This is a genomic window from Delftia acidovorans SPH-1, from assembly GCF_000018665.1.
Lineage (GTDB): Bacteria > Pseudomonadota > Gammaproteobacteria > Burkholderiales > Burkholderiaceae_C > Comamonas > Comamonas acidovorans.
This window is the reverse complement of the sequence record NC_010002.1, coordinates 4916190-4934264: the sequence shown is the minus strand read 5'-3', so window position 1 is coordinate 4934264 and position 18075 is coordinate 4916190. Positions and strand designations below refer to the sequence as shown.

Sequence of the window (18075 nt, the reverse complement as noted above, 5' to 3'; positions counted from 1 at the left end):
TGGGAAGGAATGCCGTGGCATTTTGCCCAGGCTTTCGTGCCGCACAAGGCGGGATTGGCAGGCGCAAAGCCGCGCCGCCCTGCCTACATGAAATTGCGCGTATGCAGCGAAGCCAGCCGCTCGGCATGCCCGCGCTCGAAGCCCAGCCGCAGCAGCTTGGAAAACCGGCCGTCGGCCATGTCGCGCATGAGCTGCTGCACGCGGGCGGCGCCCCGGGCCAGGGCTTCGGGGGTGAGGGCGCCGGCGGCGATGAGGATCAGGGCGTCGAAGACTTCCTCGTTCAGGCCCGAGGTGCCGGCCAGGTTGTCGAAGCGCTGCTCCACGGCCTGGGCCAGCTGGTGCTGGAAGCCGGGCTCGTGCTGCAGGCGGTACAGCAGGTGGGACATGCCCAGGGCCACATGGCGCGCCTCGTCGCGCGCGGCCAGGCGGCAGATCTGGCGTGTTAGGGGGTCGGGCGCCTCGGTCTGCAGGAACTGCAGCAGGTGCACGAATGTGCCTTCGCCCAGCACCGACAGCAAAAAGCCTGCCACGGAAAAATCCGTCTCGTCCAGCAGGCTCTTGAGCGAGGCCTGGCCGCCCGCCGTGGACAGCGCAGGCTCGCGGCCGTGACGGCGGATGCGGCGCGTGAAGACATCGATGTGCCGCGCCTCGTCGGCCACCTGGATGGCCAGCGCCGCCTGCAGCTCGCGGTAGTGCGGGTGCAGCTGGCCCAGAAAGCGCGCAGGCACCAGCAGGGCCGCGTTCTCGTTCTCCACCATGTAGGTCATGAGCTGCACGATGGCGTCCTCCACGGGCGCGGGCAGCTCGGGTGCATCACACCAGTCGATGTCGGTGTCGGCGTTCCACTGCGCGGCCACGGCCTGGGCGTAGAGGTCGGCGGCGCTGTCGGTCCAGACCTGCAGCTTGTTGCTGAGCCGGAAATGGAAGGCCGGCGCTCCGGCTTCCACCTGTGCGCCACGCGCGGCCAGGCCCCAGGAAGGCTGGGCCTGCGCGGCCACGGCATCGCCGCCCGAGCGCGCATCGCTGCGGCCCGTCTGCGCCGCGCCCCGCCAGCGCCCGGCCTGGGCGCCGCCGCGCGCCACGATGGCCATGGCCTGTGCTGCACCCGCGCCATCCTCCCAGCGCAGGCCGTGGCCCTGGTCGCTGCACCAGCCCGACAGCTGGGCCTGCCAGCCCGGCGCGCTGCCGGTCACGCGCAGCTGCCCGCCCACGGGCAGGGCGGCCAGCGCGTGCTTGACCAGAAGATGGGCACCGGCATCGAAGCCCAGGCCCTGCAGGTCGATGACAGGCAGGGTGGAGGCGGGCAGGGCGCGGGCGTGCAGGGCGCCGCTGTCGGAATCAGGCATGGCCATGGCGCGTATCAGTAACGGTAGTCCTGCACGGTGATGCGGCCTTTGGCGTCGTAGAAGGCCTCGTCCGTCACCGCGCGCTCCAGCAGGCCGTAGCCCGTGCCGCGGCCCGGGTGCCAGACCTTCAGGCCTTCCAGTTCCAGCAGCGGGCGCACGGCCGCGTCGTCCCAGGACATGGCAAGCAGGATGTCGCGGAAGGCGGCGGCGCGTTCGGCATCGATGTGCGGGCCGGCCGTCATGTTGCAGTGGTCGAAGGCGCCCGAGGTGGCCAGCACGCGCGTGCCGCCGGCCGGCAGCGTGCCTTCGCGCGCAAAGGCCTGGTAGTTCTTGCCCACCATCCATGAAGCCTGTATCTCGCCGGCCACCATGGCGGCGGCGGCCAGGCGCTCGCCGCCGATGTGGTCGCCGTGCTTGCCGCCCAGCACGTCAAAGCGGCGCGCCGTGTAGTCGCGCCCGGCCAGCAGCCCTTCCTGGCGCAGATGGTCCAGCGGGATCAGCGTGGCCTGGGGCGAGTCCACCGCACCGAAGCCCACGGTCTTGCCGCGCAGGTCCTGCACGCTCTGGATGGGGCTGTCGGCGGGCACGACCAGCAGCGAATGCAGGTCCAGGTCGGTATCGCGCATGGCGATGGACTCCACGCGCAGGCCGCGTGCGCGGGCCATGCGGTCGGCGCGGACAAAGGCCAGCGGCGAGTTCCAGGCCAGGTGCACATCGCCTGCGATCAGCGCCTCGGTCAGCGACTCGTAGTTGGAATAGAGCACGTAGTCGAAGTAGTAGCCGCGCTCGATGAAATACGCCTTGAAGCCTTCCCAGATGGTGATCACCTTGGGGGCGTAGGCCACGGCGCCGAGCTTGATCACGGGGGCGGTTGTCGTCATGCGGAAGTCCTTTGCTGGATGGGGAAGGGGATTGAGGCTATCGGCAGGATCTGCGGCGCAGGTTCAGGCAGCGGCTTCGCACATGGCCTTGCCGAGCATGTCGTAGATCACGTCGGTGGTGGGCGCCATGACCGAGGCGGCACGCGCATCGCGGAACAGGCGCTCTATGCCCAGCTCCTTGCGGAAGGCGGCGCCGCCGCACACGCGCATGGCAATGTCGGTCACCTCCAGCGCGGCTTCGGCGGCGGCGGCCTTGGTCTGCAGCAGGCGCGTGCGCGTGTCGGGGCGGGCGGCCTGCACGGCGGCCACGGTGTCGTCGCGCAGCAGGCGCGCCTGCTCCAGGCGCAGCTGGGCGCGGGCCAGGTAGGCGCGGATGGTGGGCAGGTCGGCCAGCGAGCTGCCGCTTTCCGCAAAGCGCGTGCCGGCCACATGGGCCACGGCGCGGCGCAGTGCGCCCTGCATCAGGCCGATGGAGGTGGTGGCGATCAGCGTGGGGAAAAAGGGCATCAGGTGGCGGCCCTTCACGGCCTCGCCCTCGCCATCTGCGCCCAGCATGCGGGCGCGTGGCACGCCCACATCGCGCGCCTCGATGGGCGACGACGCATTTCCGCGCAGCCCCATGCCGTTGAAGCGCCCGGGAATGGACAGCCCCGGCAGGCGGCTGTCCACCAGCCACAGCGTATTGCCCTCGCCCTGCGTGGCGCGCGAGATCCAGACATAGGAATCGGCCTCGCCGGCCGAGGTGATCATGCTCTTGAGCGCATTCAGGTGGATGACATCTTCAGCGGCGGTGGCCGTGCCCGTGGGCGCCCAGATATGGCTGCGCGATCCCGCCTCGGACACGGCCAGCGTGGTGATGTGGCGGCCGGCGGCAATGTCGCGGCGCACCTCGTCATCGGCAAAGGGCTCGATCAGTGCCACGCCGCAGTAGTGCATGGTCAGCACCATGGCCGTGCAGGGGCAGTCCTGGGCAATGCGCTCGATGACCTGTACCGCCTCGGCCAGGCCCTTGCCCCGGCCGCCCACCTCGCTGGCGCTGATCAGGCCCAGCAGGCCGGCTGCGGCCAGCGCATCCAGCGCAGCGCGCGGGTAGCGCGCCTGCTCGTCAATCTGGGCGGCCTGGGGCGCGATGATCTCGCGCATGAGGGGTTCGAGTTGCTGCAAAACTTCCATCTGGGTTCACCGTAGGCATGCCCATGGCCGCCTGCCGAGAGGCACTTGCTGGAAGTCTGGGGAAATGCTGGAGCGCCGCGATGGCCGCTGGGCGCGCCTGCCGCATGCAGACCTGCAATGGCGGATGGGCTGGGGGAAAGAATGCGAAAGATTATGCGCCGGGTGCGCGACGGCCGGGCGCAATTGCCGGTGGCGCTTGATTTCGGTCAATTGGTGGCTGGGTACTGCCTTCGGCGGTTTCGGCCAACAGGCGGCGGGCAGCCAGGCGAGGATGCCTGCAGGAAGATCGTGGTCTATATTGCAGCGCCCATTGCCAGCGCCTCTTGCGGCCCTATCGGCTTGGCAAAAAAGTAGCCCTGGGCCAAATCCACGCCCAGGCTCGCCAGAGTGTTGAATTCCTCGGCTGTCTCCACACCCTCGGCAACCACCACGCTTCCTATCTCGTGCGCGAAGCTCGTGAGGCCCTTGGCCAGCGCACGGCGGCTGCGGTCGGTATCGACATCGTGCGTGATGCTCATGTCCAGCTTGATCATGTCTGGTTGCAGATGCAGGATGTGCCGCATGCTGGAGTAGCCGGCCCCCGCATCGTCGACTGCCAAGGTCGCGCCCCGGCGCCGCAGCGGCGCCAGTGCATCGGCCAAAGCCCTGTAGTCATCCACGGCGGCATGCTCCGTGATTTCCAGCGTCACGCGTGAGAGATCCCGGTCCGAACCCAGAAGCCTGGGCAACTGCCCTGACTGAATCAACTGCGGCGAGCAGTTGACGGCGAGCAGCCAGTCGGTGGGCAGGCTGCCAAGTGCGCCAAGCGCTGTGTCGATCGCATGGCGCTCCAGCTCCAGCCCCAGCCCCACCTCGTGCGCTGCCTTGAACCACTGGTCGGGCGGGCGACGTGGCTCCAGGTCAAAGCGTGACAGACATTCGAAGCCGTGCAGCTTTCCGGTCGCGACGGTGTATACGGGCTGAAATACAGGGCGCAGCGCATTGCCTTGCATTGCAAGCCGAATTTCGTGCGTCACTTTGTCTCTTGCATGCCGAACGGCAGAAGTCGCACTGAAATGAAGTCCCAATAAATCGGAGAATGCCCGCAGCAGCGACATATCGTGCACATTCAGCGCAGGATTGGGCTGGTGGCTGAAGCAGCACAAGGTGCCGAACAATTGGTTGTCATTCAGTCGGATGGGAACGCTCAGGTGCGAGCCGATAGGAATGGTGTGCGTTTCCGGTATCTCCTGGGCAGCGGCCAACAGGGAGGTGTCGGGAATCAACTCCGGCAATTCGCCATTGACCACTTTCTGGCAATAGCCCTCGCTCAATGGAATCTTCTGATGCTGGAAAATCACCCCGGCAGTGCTCTCGTCCACATGCTCCAGCACCCGATCCTCTTCCCGGAATCGGGCCACGAAGGCGACATCCATGCCGAGATGCCGACGAACGACAGACAGAACACGGTCGACTCCATCCAGTTCAATGGCAAAAGCGAAAATTCTGCTCAAAGGTGCGAATGTGGATTTACGAAGGGTCATTTCGTTGATCTGCTCTATCAGATGTGTACGCACATTGAATTCACACGCTGCCTGCGGGCTGGCTATCCTAGGTTCCGAGTGCGATGGCCAAGCGGTACGATATGAGTTGATAAAAGGAATGAATTATCATTAACCCGCTCCATTGACCGATACGAGGCACATCGTGGCTGCCACGCGATAGAGAATCCCAATCGCACCTCCAGTTGCAACCTCAGTGGCAACCTCGTTTGCAACCCAAAGCAGTAGTGAGAAGAACAGGCATAAGTATGCGCGGTTGAAGTGCGCAGGTCGAGTCCGTCTGTTCGGATTGACAATAGTTATGAAAATCCAACACGGGCAGCTGAAAGGGCCCGGCACTCCCTGGAAAGCCCCTCAAGCGCGTCAAGCCCTATGCCCTGGCTGTGGCTGTCTCAGGTGCTCCATCGGCCATTGCTTGCCCGTGTGACGAATGCGAGCCGGGTACTGGCGGGGAGTCAGCCCCAGAGTCTTGCGGAAAGCGACGCCCATGTGCGACTGATGGCTGAAGCCGCAATCGTGGGCGATACCCGCCAGGGAATGGGTGTCTGCCCGCATCATGGAGCGGGCCGCCTGTACGCGGGTTTCCACAAGAAAGGCATGCGGCGTCATGCCCAGCAGTTGGGAAAACTCGCGCAGAAACTGCAGCGGCGTGCGATGGATCATCCGTGCCAGCCGGGCAATGCTCAACGGCCGTGCAAATTCGGCCGCCATGCGCTCCAGGACAGGGCGGTACACCGGGCGCAAGGCCTCGACGCGGGCGGTGGGCGCATGGCATTCCATGAAGCACACTGCGGGCATGAACTCAAACCACACGGAAATTCACCGCGTCATCGGTCTCATCGGTGGCATGAGCTGGGAGTCCAGCGCCGAGTACTACCGGCTCATCAATCAGGGCGTGCGTGACAGGCTGGGTCCGCTGCGCTCCGCAAAACTGCTCATGTACAGCGTGGATTTTGGCCCCATCGAGCAGGCCCAGCATGAAGGCCGATGGGACGACGCCGCCGCCTTGCTGGAAGATGCCGCGCGGCGGCTGCAGCAGGGCGGGGCGGACGGCGTGCTGCTGTGCACCAACACCATGCACAAGCTGGCAGACCGCATTGCGGCAGCGGTGCGCATCCCTTTTCTTCACATTGCCGACCCGGTAGCCGACGCAGCCCGCACACGCGGCTACCGGAAGCTGGGGCTGCTGGGCACACGCTTCACCATGGAGCAGCCCTTCATGCGCGAGCGGCTGCAGCAGCAGGGTCTGGAGGTGCTGGTGCCGCAGGAGGCAGACCGCGCCGAGGTGCACCGCATCATCTACGAGGAACTGTGCACGGGTCGGATTCTTGAAGAGTCGCGGCGCACGTATCAGCGCATCATGGCGCAGCTGGCCGGGCAGGGTGCGCAGGCCATGGTGCTGGGCTGCACGGAAATCAGCCTGCTGGTGCAGCAGGAGCATTGCCCTGTGCCCGTGCTGGATACCACCGCCCTGCATGCGCAGGCGGCGGTGGACTTCGCTCTGGAGCCTTGAGCGGCCAGCGGGCCATGTCCAGGCCTGCTTTCAAAGGCGTGCACCCCCGGATTGCCGGGGCGCCTTGAGCCGTTGTGGCAACCCATCGGCACAACGCCTCGCGCCTCACGCCTCGATGCGCGCTGAACCACTAGACCACGGCGGCGCTGAACGACTCGGGCAGGCGCGCAAGCAGATGCGACAGCCGTTGAAGGCCCGCCTGCAGGCGTCCACGGTCCTTGATGCTGCCCAGGGAGATGCGGATGGCATTCACGGATTCGCCGCCGGTGGCGAAGGCCTGTGCCGGCGTGACGGCGATGCCCTCGCTGTCGGCGGCACGCGCAAGCTGCGAGGGGCTCCAGTAACTCGGCAGCTCCAGCCATACATGCAGGCCGTCTCCCGCGCCGCTGTACCGGCCGGCCAGCACATCCCTGGCCATCCGGTGGCGCAGGCGCGCCTCCTTGCGCACGCCTTCCATCAATTTTCCGGCCGAGCCGTCGAGGATCCACTGCGTGGCCAGGGCGGCCGTCAGCGGCGTGGCCATCAGCGCAAACGATCTCAGCGCGACCAGGAAACGCTGGCGCTCGTGCGGGTCAGGCAGGAGCACGAAGGCCACCCGCAAACCGGGCGTCAGGCATTTCGAGAGGGTGGAGATGTAGTACACCTGCTCCGGGGCAAACCTGGCGATCGGCGGCGGCGGGGCATCGGCCAGCAGCCAGTAGGGATCGTCCTCGACGATGCGCACATGGCAGCGCTTTGCGATGCTGGCGATCTCTTGGCGCCGGTCCTCGGCAAGCGTGATGGCGGTCGGGTTCTGCAGCGTGGGGTTCAGGTAGACCAGCCCGGGCCTGTGCTGTCGGCATGCCTGCTCAAGCCGCTCGGGCATGATCCCCTGGCTGTCCGCTTGCACCGCAATGATGCGCCGGCCGAACTGGGCCGCTGCGGCACGCAGGCCGGGATAGCTGGTGGGCTCGGTCAGGATCACATCGCCCGGCTCCGTCAGCGCAAGCACCAGGGCGGCAATCGCCGCCTGCGCGCCCGGGCAGACCACCAGCTGCCGGGCATCCACATCTCCGAACATGGGCTGCAGCCACCTGGCGCCCGCCTTGCGGTCGGAGTCGCTTCCCCCGCCCAGGTGGTAGGTCATCAGCAACTGGGCATCCGCACCCATCAGCACTTGCGCCAGGCCCTGCTTCAACATGTCGTCCAGGTCCACGCCAGCCGGCGGTGGCGGGGTGTTCATGCTCAGGTCCAGCACGGCGTTCAGCTCCACCTTGGGCGCCGCGACATAGGTGCCTCTGGCGCCGCGTCCCTCCAGCAGCTGGCGGCGCCTGGCTTCGTCGTAGGCGCGCGTGACCGTCGTCAGGTCCACATCCAGCTGGGCAGCCAGCCGGCGTTGTGGGGGCAGGCGGTCACCGGGCTTCAGCGATCCGTCTGCCACCGCTGCCTGCAAGGCATCGGCGATCTGCAGGAATCGGGGGCCGCCCTGCACGGCCAGTTGCGGCAACCAGAGGGGCAAAGGCTCATCTTGCATGGATTTAAGCGGCGACGTATGGGCTCATGTATGGAAATTGCTTTTGGGTAGTATGCGCCAGAAGGTGTGGCAGCACCGTGCTTGCATGGCCGTCGCTGACGCTCTCGCCTCCCATGTCCGGGAGGGAGGCTCCCCACCATGGACAGTGCCAAGTCATTGGCTGGAAGCTCTCAAAATGATCGATTGGGTCCCCATAGTCTTCGTCACCTTCAAGGTGCTCGTGTTCGGCACGGCCATGTTCTTCGCCATCAAGTGGCACTACGACCAGGGCAAGAAGAAGGGGGCGAGCCGGCGCGAGCTGCTCATTGCCAGCGGCAAGATCGTTGCCGTCTTCACGCTGCTGCTGCTGTGCGTGCTGCTCTTCACCTTCGGCCTGGCCACCATGCTGGGCATGGACCTGAGCCTTTGATGGCAGGTGGCGCTGCCAGCGCCGGGCCTGTGCCCCCAGGCCGTGCCCAGCGCGCGGCAACCATCCCCCAGCTGCCTATTTCGGTGTGAGCCGATACAGACCGCCCTTGCGGTCGTCCTCGATCAGCCACAGCGCACCATCCGGCGCCTGCGCCACGTCGCGGACGCGAAAGCCTACCGTCCAGTGCTCGGCAGGCGTGGCGCTCGCGCCGTTCACCTCGATCCGGTGCAGGGCGCGGGTCAACAGGCCGGACGCAAACGCCGAGCCCTTCCACTGCGGAAACATCTCGCCGCTGTAGAACATCAGGCTGCCCGGCGCGAAGACAGGCGTCCAGTAGATCACGGGCTTGGTGAGGTCCCCTCGCGTATCCGGGCTGGCAATGGGCACGCCGTTGTAGTTCACCGCATAGGAAACCAGCGGCCAGCCATAGTTCTTGCCCGGCTCGATCAGGTTGAGCTCATCGCCGCCGCGCGGCCCATGCTCAAGCTCCCAAAGACGCCCATCCGGCGCGAACGCCAGGCCGTAGGGCGTGCGATGCCCCGTGGACCAGGTCTCGGACGGCGTCAGATTCGGACCGTCAAAGACAAACGTGCGCAACACCGGCGCGGTCTTGGCGGCTTCGGTGTCCTTGGGCGGATCGATCACAGGAACCGACGTTGCGCCGGTCTGCCCCTGCATCGGATTGCCGGGCGCGGGCTTGCCGTCCAAGGTCAGCCGCAGGATCTTGCCGGCCGGCTGATTCGGGTCCTGGGCAGGCGTGAAGCGCTGCCGGTCCCCGGCCGTGAGGAACAGAAACTTCTGGTCCGGCGAAAAAGCCACGGCGGCACCCACCTGCCCGCCCTTGCCCTTGACCGGGTCGCGCCAGATGACCTTGAGGTCTTCCAGCGCAGCGGTGCCGGCACCGATCCTGAGCGTGGCGCTCGCAAGCGCCAGGCTCGACGTGCCGCGGATTTCTCCGGGCTCCGAATAGGTCAGGTAGATGGCCCCGTCGCTCGTATACGAAGGGGCCAGGTAGACACCCAGCAGGCCGTTCTGGTTTTCATGCAGCACGGGCGGCACGCCGGTGACTTCGAGCTTTTGCCCGTCCTGGGCCGCGAGAAGCAGCTTGCCAACCTTCTCGGTGACCAGCATGCGCCCGTCCGGCAGGAAGGCGATGCGCCAGGGCAGATCGAATTGCGCGACCTTGCTGACCTTGAACGGGGGCGATGCGGTGGCAGGCAGGGTTCCCGCATTGATCTGCGCCAACACAGGGGTTGCAGCCATGAGCAACCAGGGGATGAGTCCAGACTTCGGCAATCGCATGCTTTGCTCCGCAGTGGGGGACGGGACAGTATCCGCGCATCACCGCCGCACCGCAGAATGCACCGCCGAATTCCGGGCTATCTGCGCGGCAAGCCTGAAGTTGCGTCCAGCCGCGTTCAGCCTCGCTCACCCAGCGGATGCAGGCATGGCCGCCGGGTCCATCCACAGTGCCGCCCACATGTGTCCATCAGGATCGGCCAGATCGCGCGTGTACATGAAGCCGTGGTCCTCCATCGGATTCACGTCGGCCTGCCCGCCATGGGCCGCGGCGGCCTCGTTCATGGCATCGACGGCGGCGCGGCTCTCAAGGGCCAGTGACAGCATCAACCCGCAGGAGCCGGCCGGCGGCAACGGGCGCTGCGTGAAGGTGCGCCACTTGGCATGCGTGACCAGAATGACCTGGATCGCCTCGCTCCAGACCATGGCTGAACCATCCTCACTGCTGAACTGCGGGTTCTGGCTGAAGCCCAGGGCTTTGTAGAAGGCGGTGGAGGCGGCGAGGTCGGTCACGGGGAGGCTGATGAAGAGGGACTTGGTCATGCTTGGCTCCGTAGGTTGGGCTGCAGTTCTGGTGGGTGCAGGACTGCTCGGTCAGAACATCCATCATGCAGCACCTGCACTCCGGATGCTGCCCCATTAATTGGAGGAGCCATTGAGCTGCTGAAGCTCAAGTTGCCTGGCCGCACTGGCTTCAAGGTTTGCGCGCTCCGCGTCCAAGTACCGATAAATGCTTTTGAGGTCAGTTATTTTCTTTCTGATTTCCGCCATCTTCTTTTCAATCAGTCTTGCACCCCCGGCGCAATCTATTGAATTATTTCTCTGAGCATTCAGAATTTCGCCTATTTCCCCAAGAGAAAATCCCATGCTTTGTGCTCGCTGGATAAAGTCCAGGTCTTGCAGGGTTTGCGGTGTGTAAACGCGATAATTGTTGGTTCGCCGCAAGGGTGAAATAAGGCCGATTTTCTCGTAATAGCGCAAGGTATGGCGCGTGGCGCCGCTGCGGACCTCAAGTTCCCCGATATTCATGGAAAAAATCGCTTGACTGTAGAGTTGAGTCGACAGTCTACACTTGGTTTTTTCATCGTGCCAAGGAGCAGAAAAATGAGCGTGGAGTGCTTTGTTACGGGAGGGACGGGCTTCATCGGCCAGCATTTGCTGTCGTACCTGAGCGCGAAAGGTCACACCATTCGGGTGCTGATGCGTCGCCCGGAGCGCCTCGCTGAACTGCGCCAGCAGGTCGATGGTTTGGGTGGCGTTGCAGCCCGCGTCTTTGCCGTGGCCGGCGATCTGGAGCAAGAAGACCTCGGTCTGAGCCTTGCGGATAGAGAGGTCCTGCGGCAGGCCAAGGTCGTATTCCATCTGGGAGCCCACTTCGCCTGGGGCCTTTCGATGGAGCATGCACGTGCAGTGAATGTGGAAGGGGCAAGGCGCGTGGCGCAGTTGGCGGCCGAGCAAGAGAGCCGGTTGGTGATGATCGGTGGCTACATGCTGAAAAACAATGAACATCTGCAACGCATCGGGATTGATCCCGGCCATCCGGAGCTGACGGATTGGCCTGCCATCTATCGCCAAGTCGGTGCTTACGAGGCGAGCAAACTGGAGGCGCATTTCGCGACCCTCGGCTTCATGAATGCCAAGGGTGGAGAGATGACCGTTGTACACCCCGCCACGGTTTGCGGTCATAGCCGCACGGGGCATATCGCGGACGGCCAGCCGCTGGTGGATCTGATACGCAATCTGGTGCAGGGAAAGCTGGCGGCAGTACCCGGTACTGCCGCGCACTGGTTGCCACTGGTCACTGTGGATTATCTGGTCGAGTTGGTGGCGGCTTGCGCCTTTGATCCTTCCATGGTGGGCCAGGAACTGCTGGCCCTCGATGCCCAGAGCCCTGGCTTGCAGGAACTTCTCACGCAGGTGACACAACCTCTTGGGCTGAAGGCGCCCGGGCGTCATATCCCGCTGCGATTGCTGAAATGGCTTTTGGGTATTCGTCCCATTGCGAGGTTTTTGAATACCAGCGCCGAGGCCCTGGATTTTATCCAGACAACCCGTTTTGACACGACGGAAGTGGAGCAATTTGCCCGAAGACACGGAATCACAAAGCCGGATATGCGCCAGTCGTTGAGGAATACTGCAATATATGTCAGCTCATATTGCATTACAAAAGGCAAGGCCCGCCGACTTGCCCCTCCACTGCGCAGAACATCATAATCACCGCTTTCAATGGTGCCCGAGTTGCCGCTGCGCACCAAAATCAAGGAGCTCGTTTCGGTGAATCAACCAACCCATCCACGCATCGCGGTGCTGGGGCCCGGGGCAATCGGGACAACGGTTGCTGCTGCGCTGCATGAAGTCGGTCGCACGCCGTTGCTGTGCGGTCGTACGCCGCGCGACAGCCTGACGCTGCACGGCAGCGGTCTTCGCATCGTGGTTCCCGGCCCGGTCAGAACGGATCCGGCCCAGGTCGAAGGTCCGGTGGACCTTGTTTTTCTCGCGGTCAAGGCGACTCAAACTGCTGCGGTTGCGCATTGGCTGGCGGCGTTGAGCGGTCCGCAAACCGTGGTGTGTGTCCTGCAAAACGGGGTTGAGCAGGTGGAGAGTGTCACCCCGCTGTGCCCGCAGGGGCGAATCGTTCCCGCAGTCGTGTGGTTCCCTGCACAGGCGCAACCCGACGGGTCGGTGCTCTTGCGCAGCGACGCCCGGATCAGCCTGCCTGACGAGGCTGCGGCCCTCGTGGTCGCGCAGGCGCTGCAAGGCACCCGATGCTCGGTAGACCTGGTTTCGAATTTCAAATCCCTGGCGTGGCAAAAGCTGCTGCAGAACGCAGCGGCCGGGCTCATGGCTCTCACGCATCGCCGCTCAGGCATGTTCGGCCGGCACGACATCTCTAAGCTCACTCTGGACTATTTGAGGGAGTGCCTGGCCGTGGCACGCGCCGAAGGTGTTGAACTGGGCGATGAGGTCCCCCAGGCGATCCTCGACAAGTTCCAGGCATTTCCGGCCGACCTGGGCACGTCCATACTGGCGGATCGTGAAGCAGGCCGGCCGCTCGAATGGGATATCCGCAACGGTGTCATCGCGCGCCGAGGCCGGGCGCGCGGAGTTCCGACACCGATTGGTGATGTCCTGGTGCCGCTTCTCGCCGCAGCGAGCGACGGCCCCGGCTGATCATTCGTGCCTTGACCACAAAGCCCGCGATCGCCAAAGCAAGGCTTCAGCCCATGAACCCCAGATCGATGGGATACGCCGAGCCGCCGAAGTTGCCGATGTGCGGCAGCACCCCCGCCAGCTCGGTATTCGACACGCCGAACCAGCGCGCCAGGGTGGCGGCGTACTGGTCCACGGCGGTGCTGGGCAACAGGCGCCCCTGGCCGACATGCCACTGGTCTTCGCTGCCGCTGCCGTTGCCCACGCTGATGGGCGGAGGCGCGCCATAGAAGGACGCGCCACGCACCGCGCCGCCCACGACGAAGTGGTGGCTGCCCCAGCCATGGTCGGAGCCGTCGCCGTTGGAAGTCAGCGTGCGGCCGAAGTCCGACGCGGTGAAGGCCGTGACCTTGTCGGCCACGCCGAGTTCGGCCGTGGCGTTGTAGAAGGCCGTCATGGCGCTGCTCACCTTGTCGAGCAGCTGCGGCTGGTTGGCGATCAGGTTGTCGTGCAGGTCGAACCCGCCCAGCGAGACGAAGAACACCTGCCGGCGCGTGCCCAGCGCGCTGCGTCCGGCGATGAGCCGGGCCACCACCTTGAGCTGGTCGGCCAGCGGGTTGCTGGCAGGGAAGGCGGTGGACAGGCTGCCGCTGGAGAGGGCCGAAGAGATCTGCCCCTCGGCACTGATGGAGCGCTGCGTGACGCGGGCGTACTCGGCCTCCATTGCGTGGCTGCCGGCCGTCTGCACCAGCTCGCTCAGCAGGCCGCGCACGGCGGTCAAACCATAGACGTTGGCGCCCTTGACGGCGTTGATGGGCACGGCGCCGCCCGGGCTGATCTGGTACTGCAGCGCCTGGTCGCCCGAGAGAAACACGGCGTTGCCCGTGGCCGAGATGCAGGTGAAGAGCGACGTGGCGTTGGACGACAGCGCCAGGTCGCCCAGGTTGCCGCCCCAGCCCACGGTGGAGCCTTCGGCGCCCTGCGACTGCCAGACCGACTGCTGGTCGTTGTGCGAGAAAAGCTTGGGCGGCAGCGGGTAGCTGCGCCGGTCGCCGGTGGCATATTGGGCCCGCGTGAGCGGCACCAGCAGCGGGCCGACGTTCAGCTGCACCGCCGCGCGGCCCGCGTTGAAGAGGCCGGCCAGGCCCGTCATGGACGGGTGCAGCGCGTACTGCATGCCACCGGCCAGCGCCGTGCGGGGTTGCAGCAGCGTATTGCCCAGCGCGGCGCGGGCCAGGGCAATGCCACCGGCCGTGCCGTCGCTGTTGCCGCCGCGGATGGCGGAGTACTGCCCGTAGCGGGTGCTGTCGTAGGGCACGACGGTGTTGGCGTAGTCGCAGCCGCCGTAGAGGAAGACGCAGACCAGCGCCTTGTAGTCGTTCGCCTCGAAGGCGGCGGCCTCGCCCAGTGCGGCGAGGTTCAGGGCGAAGGGCAGGGCGGTACCGGCGGCGGCCAGTTGCGTGCTGCGGCGCAGGAATGCGCGGCGCGTGTGGCGGGCGGGGTCGATGAAGTTCATGGCGATATCGCTTTGCTTTGCAGACGGTCGGTCACCTGTTCTGTCACTTGTTCGGTCACTTCTGCACCAGATATTCGGGACTGGCCATCACCAGCAGCACGGCGGCTGCCACGCGGTTGAGCTGGGTGGCGGTGTTGCTGGTGGCCGTCACCGGCGTGGCATTGAGCGCTGCCACGATGCGCGTCTGCGTGGCGGCCGATACCTGCCCTGCCGACAGCAGCAGCGCCACCTTGCGCACCAGCGCGGCGGCGTCGGCCACCAGGGGCAGCAGGTTGGCGTAGCTGCAGGTGATGTCGAAGCCGTTGGCCGCGCTGCTGCCGCCCTGGGGCAGGTCTGGCGCGTTCACGTAGTAGCCGAAGCGGATCACGTTCTGCATGAAGTTCAGGTAGCCGCTCACGCTGGTCTCGGTGACGATCTGGAACTCCGGCGCCACCTGGCCCGTCGTGGCCAGGGGCGTGGAGGGAGGCACGTAGCCCGGGCGGAAGAAGTTGAACACCGAGCCCGAGCGCAGCGGGCTCTGGCCCAGGCGCGTGGCCGGGTCGCTCAGGTTGTCGATCTTCCAGGTGCCGCGTGCCGACCGCAGCCCGAAGGTGCGGCCCCACTGCACGAAGCGCACCATGGGCTCGCGCAGGCGGCCGTACTGGGGGCTGGCAAGCCCTGCCGCGCCCCGCGCCTCCGGGTCCAGCAGCACGGTGGCGATCACGGCGCGCAGGTCGCCCCGCGTGCCGCTGCCGTTGTCGGCGAAGGCGGCGGCCACGCGCCCCACATAGGCGGGGCTGGGGTTGCTGGTGACCAGGCGCTGGATCAGCTGGCGCCCGATGAAGGGCCCGACGTTGGGGTGGTTGAACAGCGTGTCCAGCGCCGCCTTCAGCGCCGCTGGCCCTGACGTGCCCGCAGCCACGGTGGTGCCCAGGAAAGTGGCGGCCAGCGTGGAATGGCGCGCTGCGTTGAATGCCATGGGCAGCAGCGCCTGCTGCAGCCCCGTCACCGTGCTGCCGCTCAGGTTGGTGGGCTGGTTCTTGCTGGTGTCGTAGTCGTAGCCGGTGAAGACGCGCGCCAGGTTGCTCACGTCGGCTGCCGAATAGGTATCGATGCGGTTGCCGCTGCCGTCGCGCTGCTCGGTGCCGTCGGGGTTGAGGCGGTAGAGGCCGATGGTGAACAGCTGCATCACCTCGCGGGCGTAGTTCTCGTCGGGCTGGCGGCCGCTGCGGGCGTCTTCCTTCTGGTTGCCGCGCGTGCTCAGGTAGATGCCCATGGCCGGGCTGAGCGTGACGGCCTCCAGCAGCGTGCGGAAGTTGCCGAAGGCATGCTGGTTCAGCAGATCCCAGTAGCCGGAGGCCAGGAAGATGCTCCAGGGCTGCTCCAGCCCCGTGGTGGAGACCACCATGATCTCCGACAGCGCCAATGCCACACGCTTGCGCACGGCGTCGCGCTCCGTGAAAAGCTGGCTCCAGAGCATGAAGTCGGAGGGATACGAAACGTTGTCGTAGCGCGTGCCGGCCTCTGCCACGCCGTAGCCGCGCTGCATCAGCCAGGCCGTGCCCGTGGTGTCCACGGGCAGCGCGAACTGCTCGGCCAGCCAGGGGCCGTAGCCCTTGGCGCGCAGCGCTGCGATCTCCTCGTCGGTGGCCGAGAACTGCGCCTGCAGCAGGAAACGCGCGGCTTCTTCGTCGCTGGCAGGGGTGGCCGTGGTGCCGGTACCCGTTCCGCCACCAGGGCCGGTGCCCGTGCCCCCAGTGCCGCCGTTGCCTCCATTGCCGGTACCGGGTGCCGTATCGCCCCCACCGCCCCCGCAGGCCACCAGCAGCGCGGCCGCCAGGGAGGCGGCCATGGCGGGGGGCATCAAGGAATTCTTGGCTTCGTGGCCGAGATGGCCGGGCTCTGCGCAGGCAGGCAAGGAGTCCGCGGGCGCGCGGTCGGGCGGCTGCAGCGTGGAGGCTGCAGCCTGTGGGGTGGGGTGCATTGCGGGCTTTCAGGCAGTGGCCGGGGCGTGGCAATGAACTGCCTCGCTCTTCGGCGCGTGGCGCAGAGTGTTCCAAGGTTTTCGGATGTGAGCGGACACTTTGCAGCCCTAAAGCGTGTCAAGATGTTATGCGATGCAGGGGCGGCATGCAGAAACACGGCGTTGGGCCAAGACGCATGGGTCTCGCCCGGGGCCGTCGCCGGTTGACGCGTCTTTTGCCATCCATGGCTTCAACCTCCCGCTGGCCGTCCTCTCGCACATGCTGGCAATTGGCCAGCATGCCTCCTGTTCTTTTTCAGTGACCAGCGTGTGCGCTTCGGTCTTGGAATCGCCAACTTTAAAATGCCCCCCCATGACTCCTCCCTCGGCTTCCCCCCATTCCTTCGACAAACTTGCGCTTTCGCCGGCAACGCTCGCCAATCTTGAGCGGCTCGGCTACCTTGAAATGACGGCGATCCAGCTCGCCAGCCTGCCCCCTGCGCTTGAAGGCAAGGATGTGATCGCTCAGGCGAAGACCGGCAGCGGCAAGACCGCAGCCTTTGCCCTGGCGCTGCTGGCCAAGCTGGATACGCGCAATTTCTCGGTGCAAGGCCTGGTGCTCTGCCCCACCCGCGAGCTGGCCGATCAGGTGACGACCGAGATCCGCCGCCTGGCGCGTGCGGAAGACAACGTCAAGGTGGTGACCCTGTCCGGCGGCGTTCCGCTGCGCGGCCAGAACGCGAGCCTGGAGAACGGCGCGCACGTGATCGTGGGCACGCCCGGCCGTGTGATCGATCACCTGGACCGGGGCAATCTGAACCTTGATTCGCTGAACACCTTGGTGCTCGACGAAGCGGATCGCATGCTCGACATGGGTTTCGTCGATGACATCGCGAAAGTCGCCAAGCAGTGCCCCCCGCAGCGCCAGACCTTGCTGTTCTCCGCAACCTACCCTGAAGGCATCGCCAAGCTGGCCGCGCGATTCATGCGTGACCCGGTCACGGTCAAAGTTGCCGCGCAGCACAGCGGCGAGCAGATCGAGCAGCGCTGGTACGAGGTGGACAAGGAAGAGCGCTTGCCTTCGGTGGCTCGCCTGCTGGAGCATTTCCGGCCCGAGAGCACGCTGGCCTTCTGCAATACCAAGGCGCGCTGCCGGGCCCTTGCCGAGCTGCTGCAGGCCCAGGGCTACAGCGCGCTGGAGCTGCACGGCGATCTGGAGCAGCGTGACCGTGACCAGGTGCTGGTGCGTTTCGTGAACGGCAGTTGCTCCGTGCTGGTCGCCACCGATGTGGCGGCTCGCGGGCTGGATGTGACCAATCTGGGCGCCGTCATCAACGTGGACATCACGCCCGACCCTGAAGTGCACGTGCACCGCATCGGCCGCACAGGCCGCGCCGGCCAGAAAGGTTTGGCCCTGAGTCTCGCGACGATGGACGAAATGGGCGCGGTCGGAAACATCGAGCAGATGCAGGGCAGCCCATCCGTCTGGTACCCGCTGGACGAGCTGACACCGGCTCCCGGCGGCCGGCTCCTGCCATCCAAGGCCACCATCCACATCAATGCCAGCCGCAAGGACAAGATCCGCCCGGGCGACGTGCTGGGCGCGCTCACCGCAGACCTGGGCTACACCCGCGAGCAAGTGGGCAAGATCGACATCAACGAGTTCGCAACCTATGTGGCCGTGGACCGCAAGATTGCGCATGACGTGGTTGCCCGGCTCAATAGCGGGAAGATCAAGGGGCGAACGGTGAAGGCGCGCTTGCTCAAGGATTGAGGGGTTTCAGGCGCATCA

Annotated in this window: 16 protein-coding genes; 5 read left to right on the top strand and 11 right to left on the bottom strand. The window is 65.8% G+C overall.

The features are described from left to right. Positions 1–83: 83 nt before the first annotated feature. The 5 genes from DACI_RS22690 to DACI_RS22670 all read right to left on the bottom strand — a co-directional run bounded on the left by DACI_RS22690 (position 84) and on the right by DACI_RS22670 (position 5754). Positions 84–1352 (bottom strand): ferritin-like domain-containing protein, encoded by a 1269-nt coding sequence (locus tag DACI_RS22690; RefSeq protein WP_012206307.1) that lies wholly within the window; start codon positions 1350–1352, stop codon positions 84–86. An 8-nt stretch (positions 1353–1360) separates the two neighbouring features. Beyond that, positions 1361–2227, bottom strand: a complete 867-nt coding sequence (locus tag DACI_RS22685; protein WP_043782304.1) for a phosphate/phosphite/phosphonate ABC transporter substrate-binding protein — start codon at positions 2225–2227, stop codon at positions 1361–1363. Positions 2228–2290: 63 nt separating this feature from the next. Next, complete coding sequence (locus DACI_RS22680; RefSeq protein ID WP_012206305.1) at positions 2291–3400, bottom strand: acyl-CoA dehydrogenase family protein; 1110 nt, start codon at positions 3398–3400, stop codon at positions 2291–2293. Positions 3401–3693: 293 nt separating this feature from the next. Next, the gene (locus DACI_RS22675; protein ID WP_012206304.1) at positions 3694–4923 is read right to left on the bottom strand and encodes a sensor domain-containing phosphodiesterase; all 1230 of its coding nucleotides are present in this window, start codon (positions 4921–4923) and stop codon (positions 3694–3696) included. A gap of 381 nt (positions 4924–5304) precedes the next feature. Further along, the gene (locus DACI_RS22670) at positions 5305–5754 is read right to left on the bottom strand and encodes a helix-turn-helix domain-containing protein (protein ID WP_225970985.1); all 450 of its coding nucleotides are present in this window, start codon (positions 5752–5754) and stop codon (positions 5305–5307) included. Here DACI_RS22670 and DACI_RS22665 point away from each other — a divergent pair. After that, positions 5738–6454, top strand: coding sequence for an aspartate/glutamate racemase family protein (locus DACI_RS22665; RefSeq protein ID WP_012206302.1), 717 nt, complete (start codon positions 5738–5740; stop codon positions 6452–6454). The genes DACI_RS22670 and DACI_RS22665 overlap by 17 nt on opposite strands. A gap of 130 nt (positions 6455–6584) precedes the next feature. Here the strand turns inward: DACI_RS22665 and DACI_RS22660 are convergent, their stop codons facing one another. Beyond that, on the bottom strand, positions 6585–7967 hold the full coding sequence (locus DACI_RS22660) for an aminotransferase-like domain-containing protein (protein WP_012206301.1): 1383 nt from the start codon (positions 7965–7967) through the stop codon (positions 6585–6587). Positions 7968–8142: 175 nt separating this feature from the next. Between DACI_RS22660 and DACI_RS22655 the strand changes: the two genes are divergently transcribed. Continuing rightward, a complete protein-coding gene (locus tag DACI_RS22655) occupies positions 8143–8376 on the top strand; it encodes a hypothetical protein (protein WP_012206300.1) in 234 nt (77 codons plus the stop codon). 75 nt (positions 8377–8451) lie between these two features. On the opposite strand, the gene DACI_RS22650 is transcribed toward DACI_RS22655, so the two are convergent. The 3 genes from DACI_RS22650 to DACI_RS22640 all read right to left on the bottom strand — a co-directional run bounded on the left by DACI_RS22650 (position 8452) and on the right by DACI_RS22640 (position 10704). Then, complete coding sequence (locus DACI_RS22650) at positions 8452–9678, bottom strand: PQQ-dependent sugar dehydrogenase (RefSeq protein ID WP_012206299.1); 1227 nt, start codon at positions 9676–9678, stop codon at positions 8452–8454. Positions 9679–9804: 126 nt separating this feature from the next. Further along, complete coding sequence (locus DACI_RS22645; RefSeq protein ID WP_012206298.1) at positions 9805–10218, bottom strand: VOC family protein; 414 nt, start codon at positions 10216–10218, stop codon at positions 9805–9807. A gap of 96 nt (positions 10219–10314) precedes the next feature. After that, the gene (locus DACI_RS22640; RefSeq protein ID WP_012206297.1) at positions 10315–10704 is read right to left on the bottom strand and encodes a MerR family transcriptional regulator; all 390 of its coding nucleotides are present in this window, start codon (positions 10702–10704) and stop codon (positions 10315–10317) included. Between the two features lie 75 nt (positions 10705–10779). Here DACI_RS22640 and DACI_RS31620 point away from each other — a divergent pair, with 75 nt between their 5' ends. Together DACI_RS31620 and DACI_RS22635 are read left to right on the top strand one after the other, a co-directional pair. Next, positions 10780–11889 (top strand): SDR family oxidoreductase, encoded by a 1110-nt coding sequence (locus tag DACI_RS31620; protein WP_012206296.1) that lies wholly within the window; start codon positions 10780–10782, stop codon positions 11887–11889. 12 nt (positions 11890–11901) lie between these two features. After that, positions 11902–12846, top strand: coding sequence for an oxidoreductase (locus tag DACI_RS22635; protein WP_225970984.1), 945 nt, complete (start codon positions 11902–11904; stop codon positions 12844–12846). Between the two features lie 46 nt (positions 12847–12892). Here the strand turns inward: DACI_RS22635 and DACI_RS22630 are convergent, their stop codons facing one another. Together DACI_RS22630 and DACI_RS22625 are read right to left on the bottom strand one after the other, a co-directional pair. Continuing rightward, positions 12893–14341 (bottom strand): DUF1501 domain-containing protein, encoded by a 1449-nt coding sequence (locus DACI_RS22630; RefSeq protein ID WP_012206294.1) that lies wholly within the window; start codon positions 14339–14341, stop codon positions 12893–12895. A gap of 55 nt (positions 14342–14396) precedes the next feature. Next, positions 14397–16304 carry a DUF1800 domain-containing protein gene (locus DACI_RS22625; RefSeq protein WP_012206293.1) on the bottom strand — a complete coding sequence of 636 codons (1908 nt, stop codon included), beginning with the start codon at positions 16302–16304 and terminating at the stop codon, positions 14397–14399. Between the two features lie 352 nt (positions 16305–16656). Here DACI_RS22625 and dbpA point away from each other — a divergent pair, with 352 nt between their 5' ends. Beyond that, complete coding sequence (gene dbpA / locus DACI_RS22620; protein WP_013801782.1) at positions 16657–18057, top strand: ATP-dependent RNA helicase DbpA; 1401 nt, start codon at positions 16657–16659, stop codon at positions 18055–18057. The last annotated feature ends 18 nt before the right edge of the window (positions 18058–18075 follow it).

Bases quoted from the DNA above. Each gene is read 5' to 3' on its own strand.
- DACI_RS22690 (WP_012206307.1), bottom strand. From the start codon at position 1,352: ATGGCCATGCCTGATTCCGACAGCGGCGCCCTGCACGCCCGCGCCCTG.
- DACI_RS22685 (WP_043782304.1), bottom strand. From the start codon at position 2,227: ATGACGACAACCGCCCCCGTGATCAAGCTCGGCGCCGTGGCCTACGCC.
- DACI_RS22680 (WP_012206305.1), bottom strand. From the start codon at position 3,400: ATGGAAGTTTTGCAGCAACTCGAACCCCTCATGCGCGAGATCATCGCG.
- DACI_RS22675 (WP_012206304.1), bottom strand. From the start codon at position 4,923: ATGACCCTTCGTAAATCCACATTCGCACCTTTGAGCAGAATTTTCGCT.
- DACI_RS22665 (WP_012206302.1), top strand. From the start codon at position 5,738: ATGAACTCAAACCACACGGAAATTCACCGCGTCATCGGTCTCATCGGT.
- DACI_RS22660 (WP_012206301.1), bottom strand. From the start codon at position 7,967: ATGCAAGATGAGCCTTTGCCCCTCTGGTTGCCGCAACTGGCCGTGCAG.
- DACI_RS22655 (WP_012206300.1), top strand. From the start codon at position 8,143: ATGATCGATTGGGTCCCCATAGTCTTCGTCACCTTCAAGGTGCTCGTG.
- DACI_RS22650 (WP_012206299.1), bottom strand. From the start codon at position 9,678: ATGCGATTGCCGAAGTCTGGACTCATCCCCTGGTTGCTCATGGCTGCA.
- DACI_RS22645 (WP_012206298.1), bottom strand. From the start codon at position 10,218: ATGACCAAGTCCCTCTTCATCAGCCTCCCCGTGACCGACCTCGCCGCC.
- DACI_RS22640 (WP_012206297.1), bottom strand. From the start codon at position 10,704: ATGAATATCGGGGAACTTGAGGTCCGCAGCGGCGCCACGCGCCATACC.
- DACI_RS31620 (WP_012206296.1), top strand. From the start codon at position 10,780: ATGAGCGTGGAGTGCTTTGTTACGGGAGGGACGGGCTTCATCGGCCAG.
- DACI_RS22635 (WP_225970984.1), top strand. From the start codon at position 11,902: ATGGTGCCCGAGTTGCCGCTGCGCACCAAAATCAAGGAGCTCGTTTCG.
- DACI_RS22630 (WP_012206294.1), bottom strand. From the start codon at position 14,341: ATGAACTTCATCGACCCCGCCCGCCACACGCGCCGCGCATTCCTGCGC.
- DACI_RS22625 (WP_012206293.1), bottom strand. From the start codon at position 16,304: ATGCACCCCACCCCACAGGCTGCAGCCTCCACGCTGCAGCCGCCCGAC.
- dbpA (WP_013801782.1), top strand. From the start codon at position 16,657: ATGACTCCTCCCTCGGCTTCCCCCCATTCCTTCGACAAACTTGCGCTT.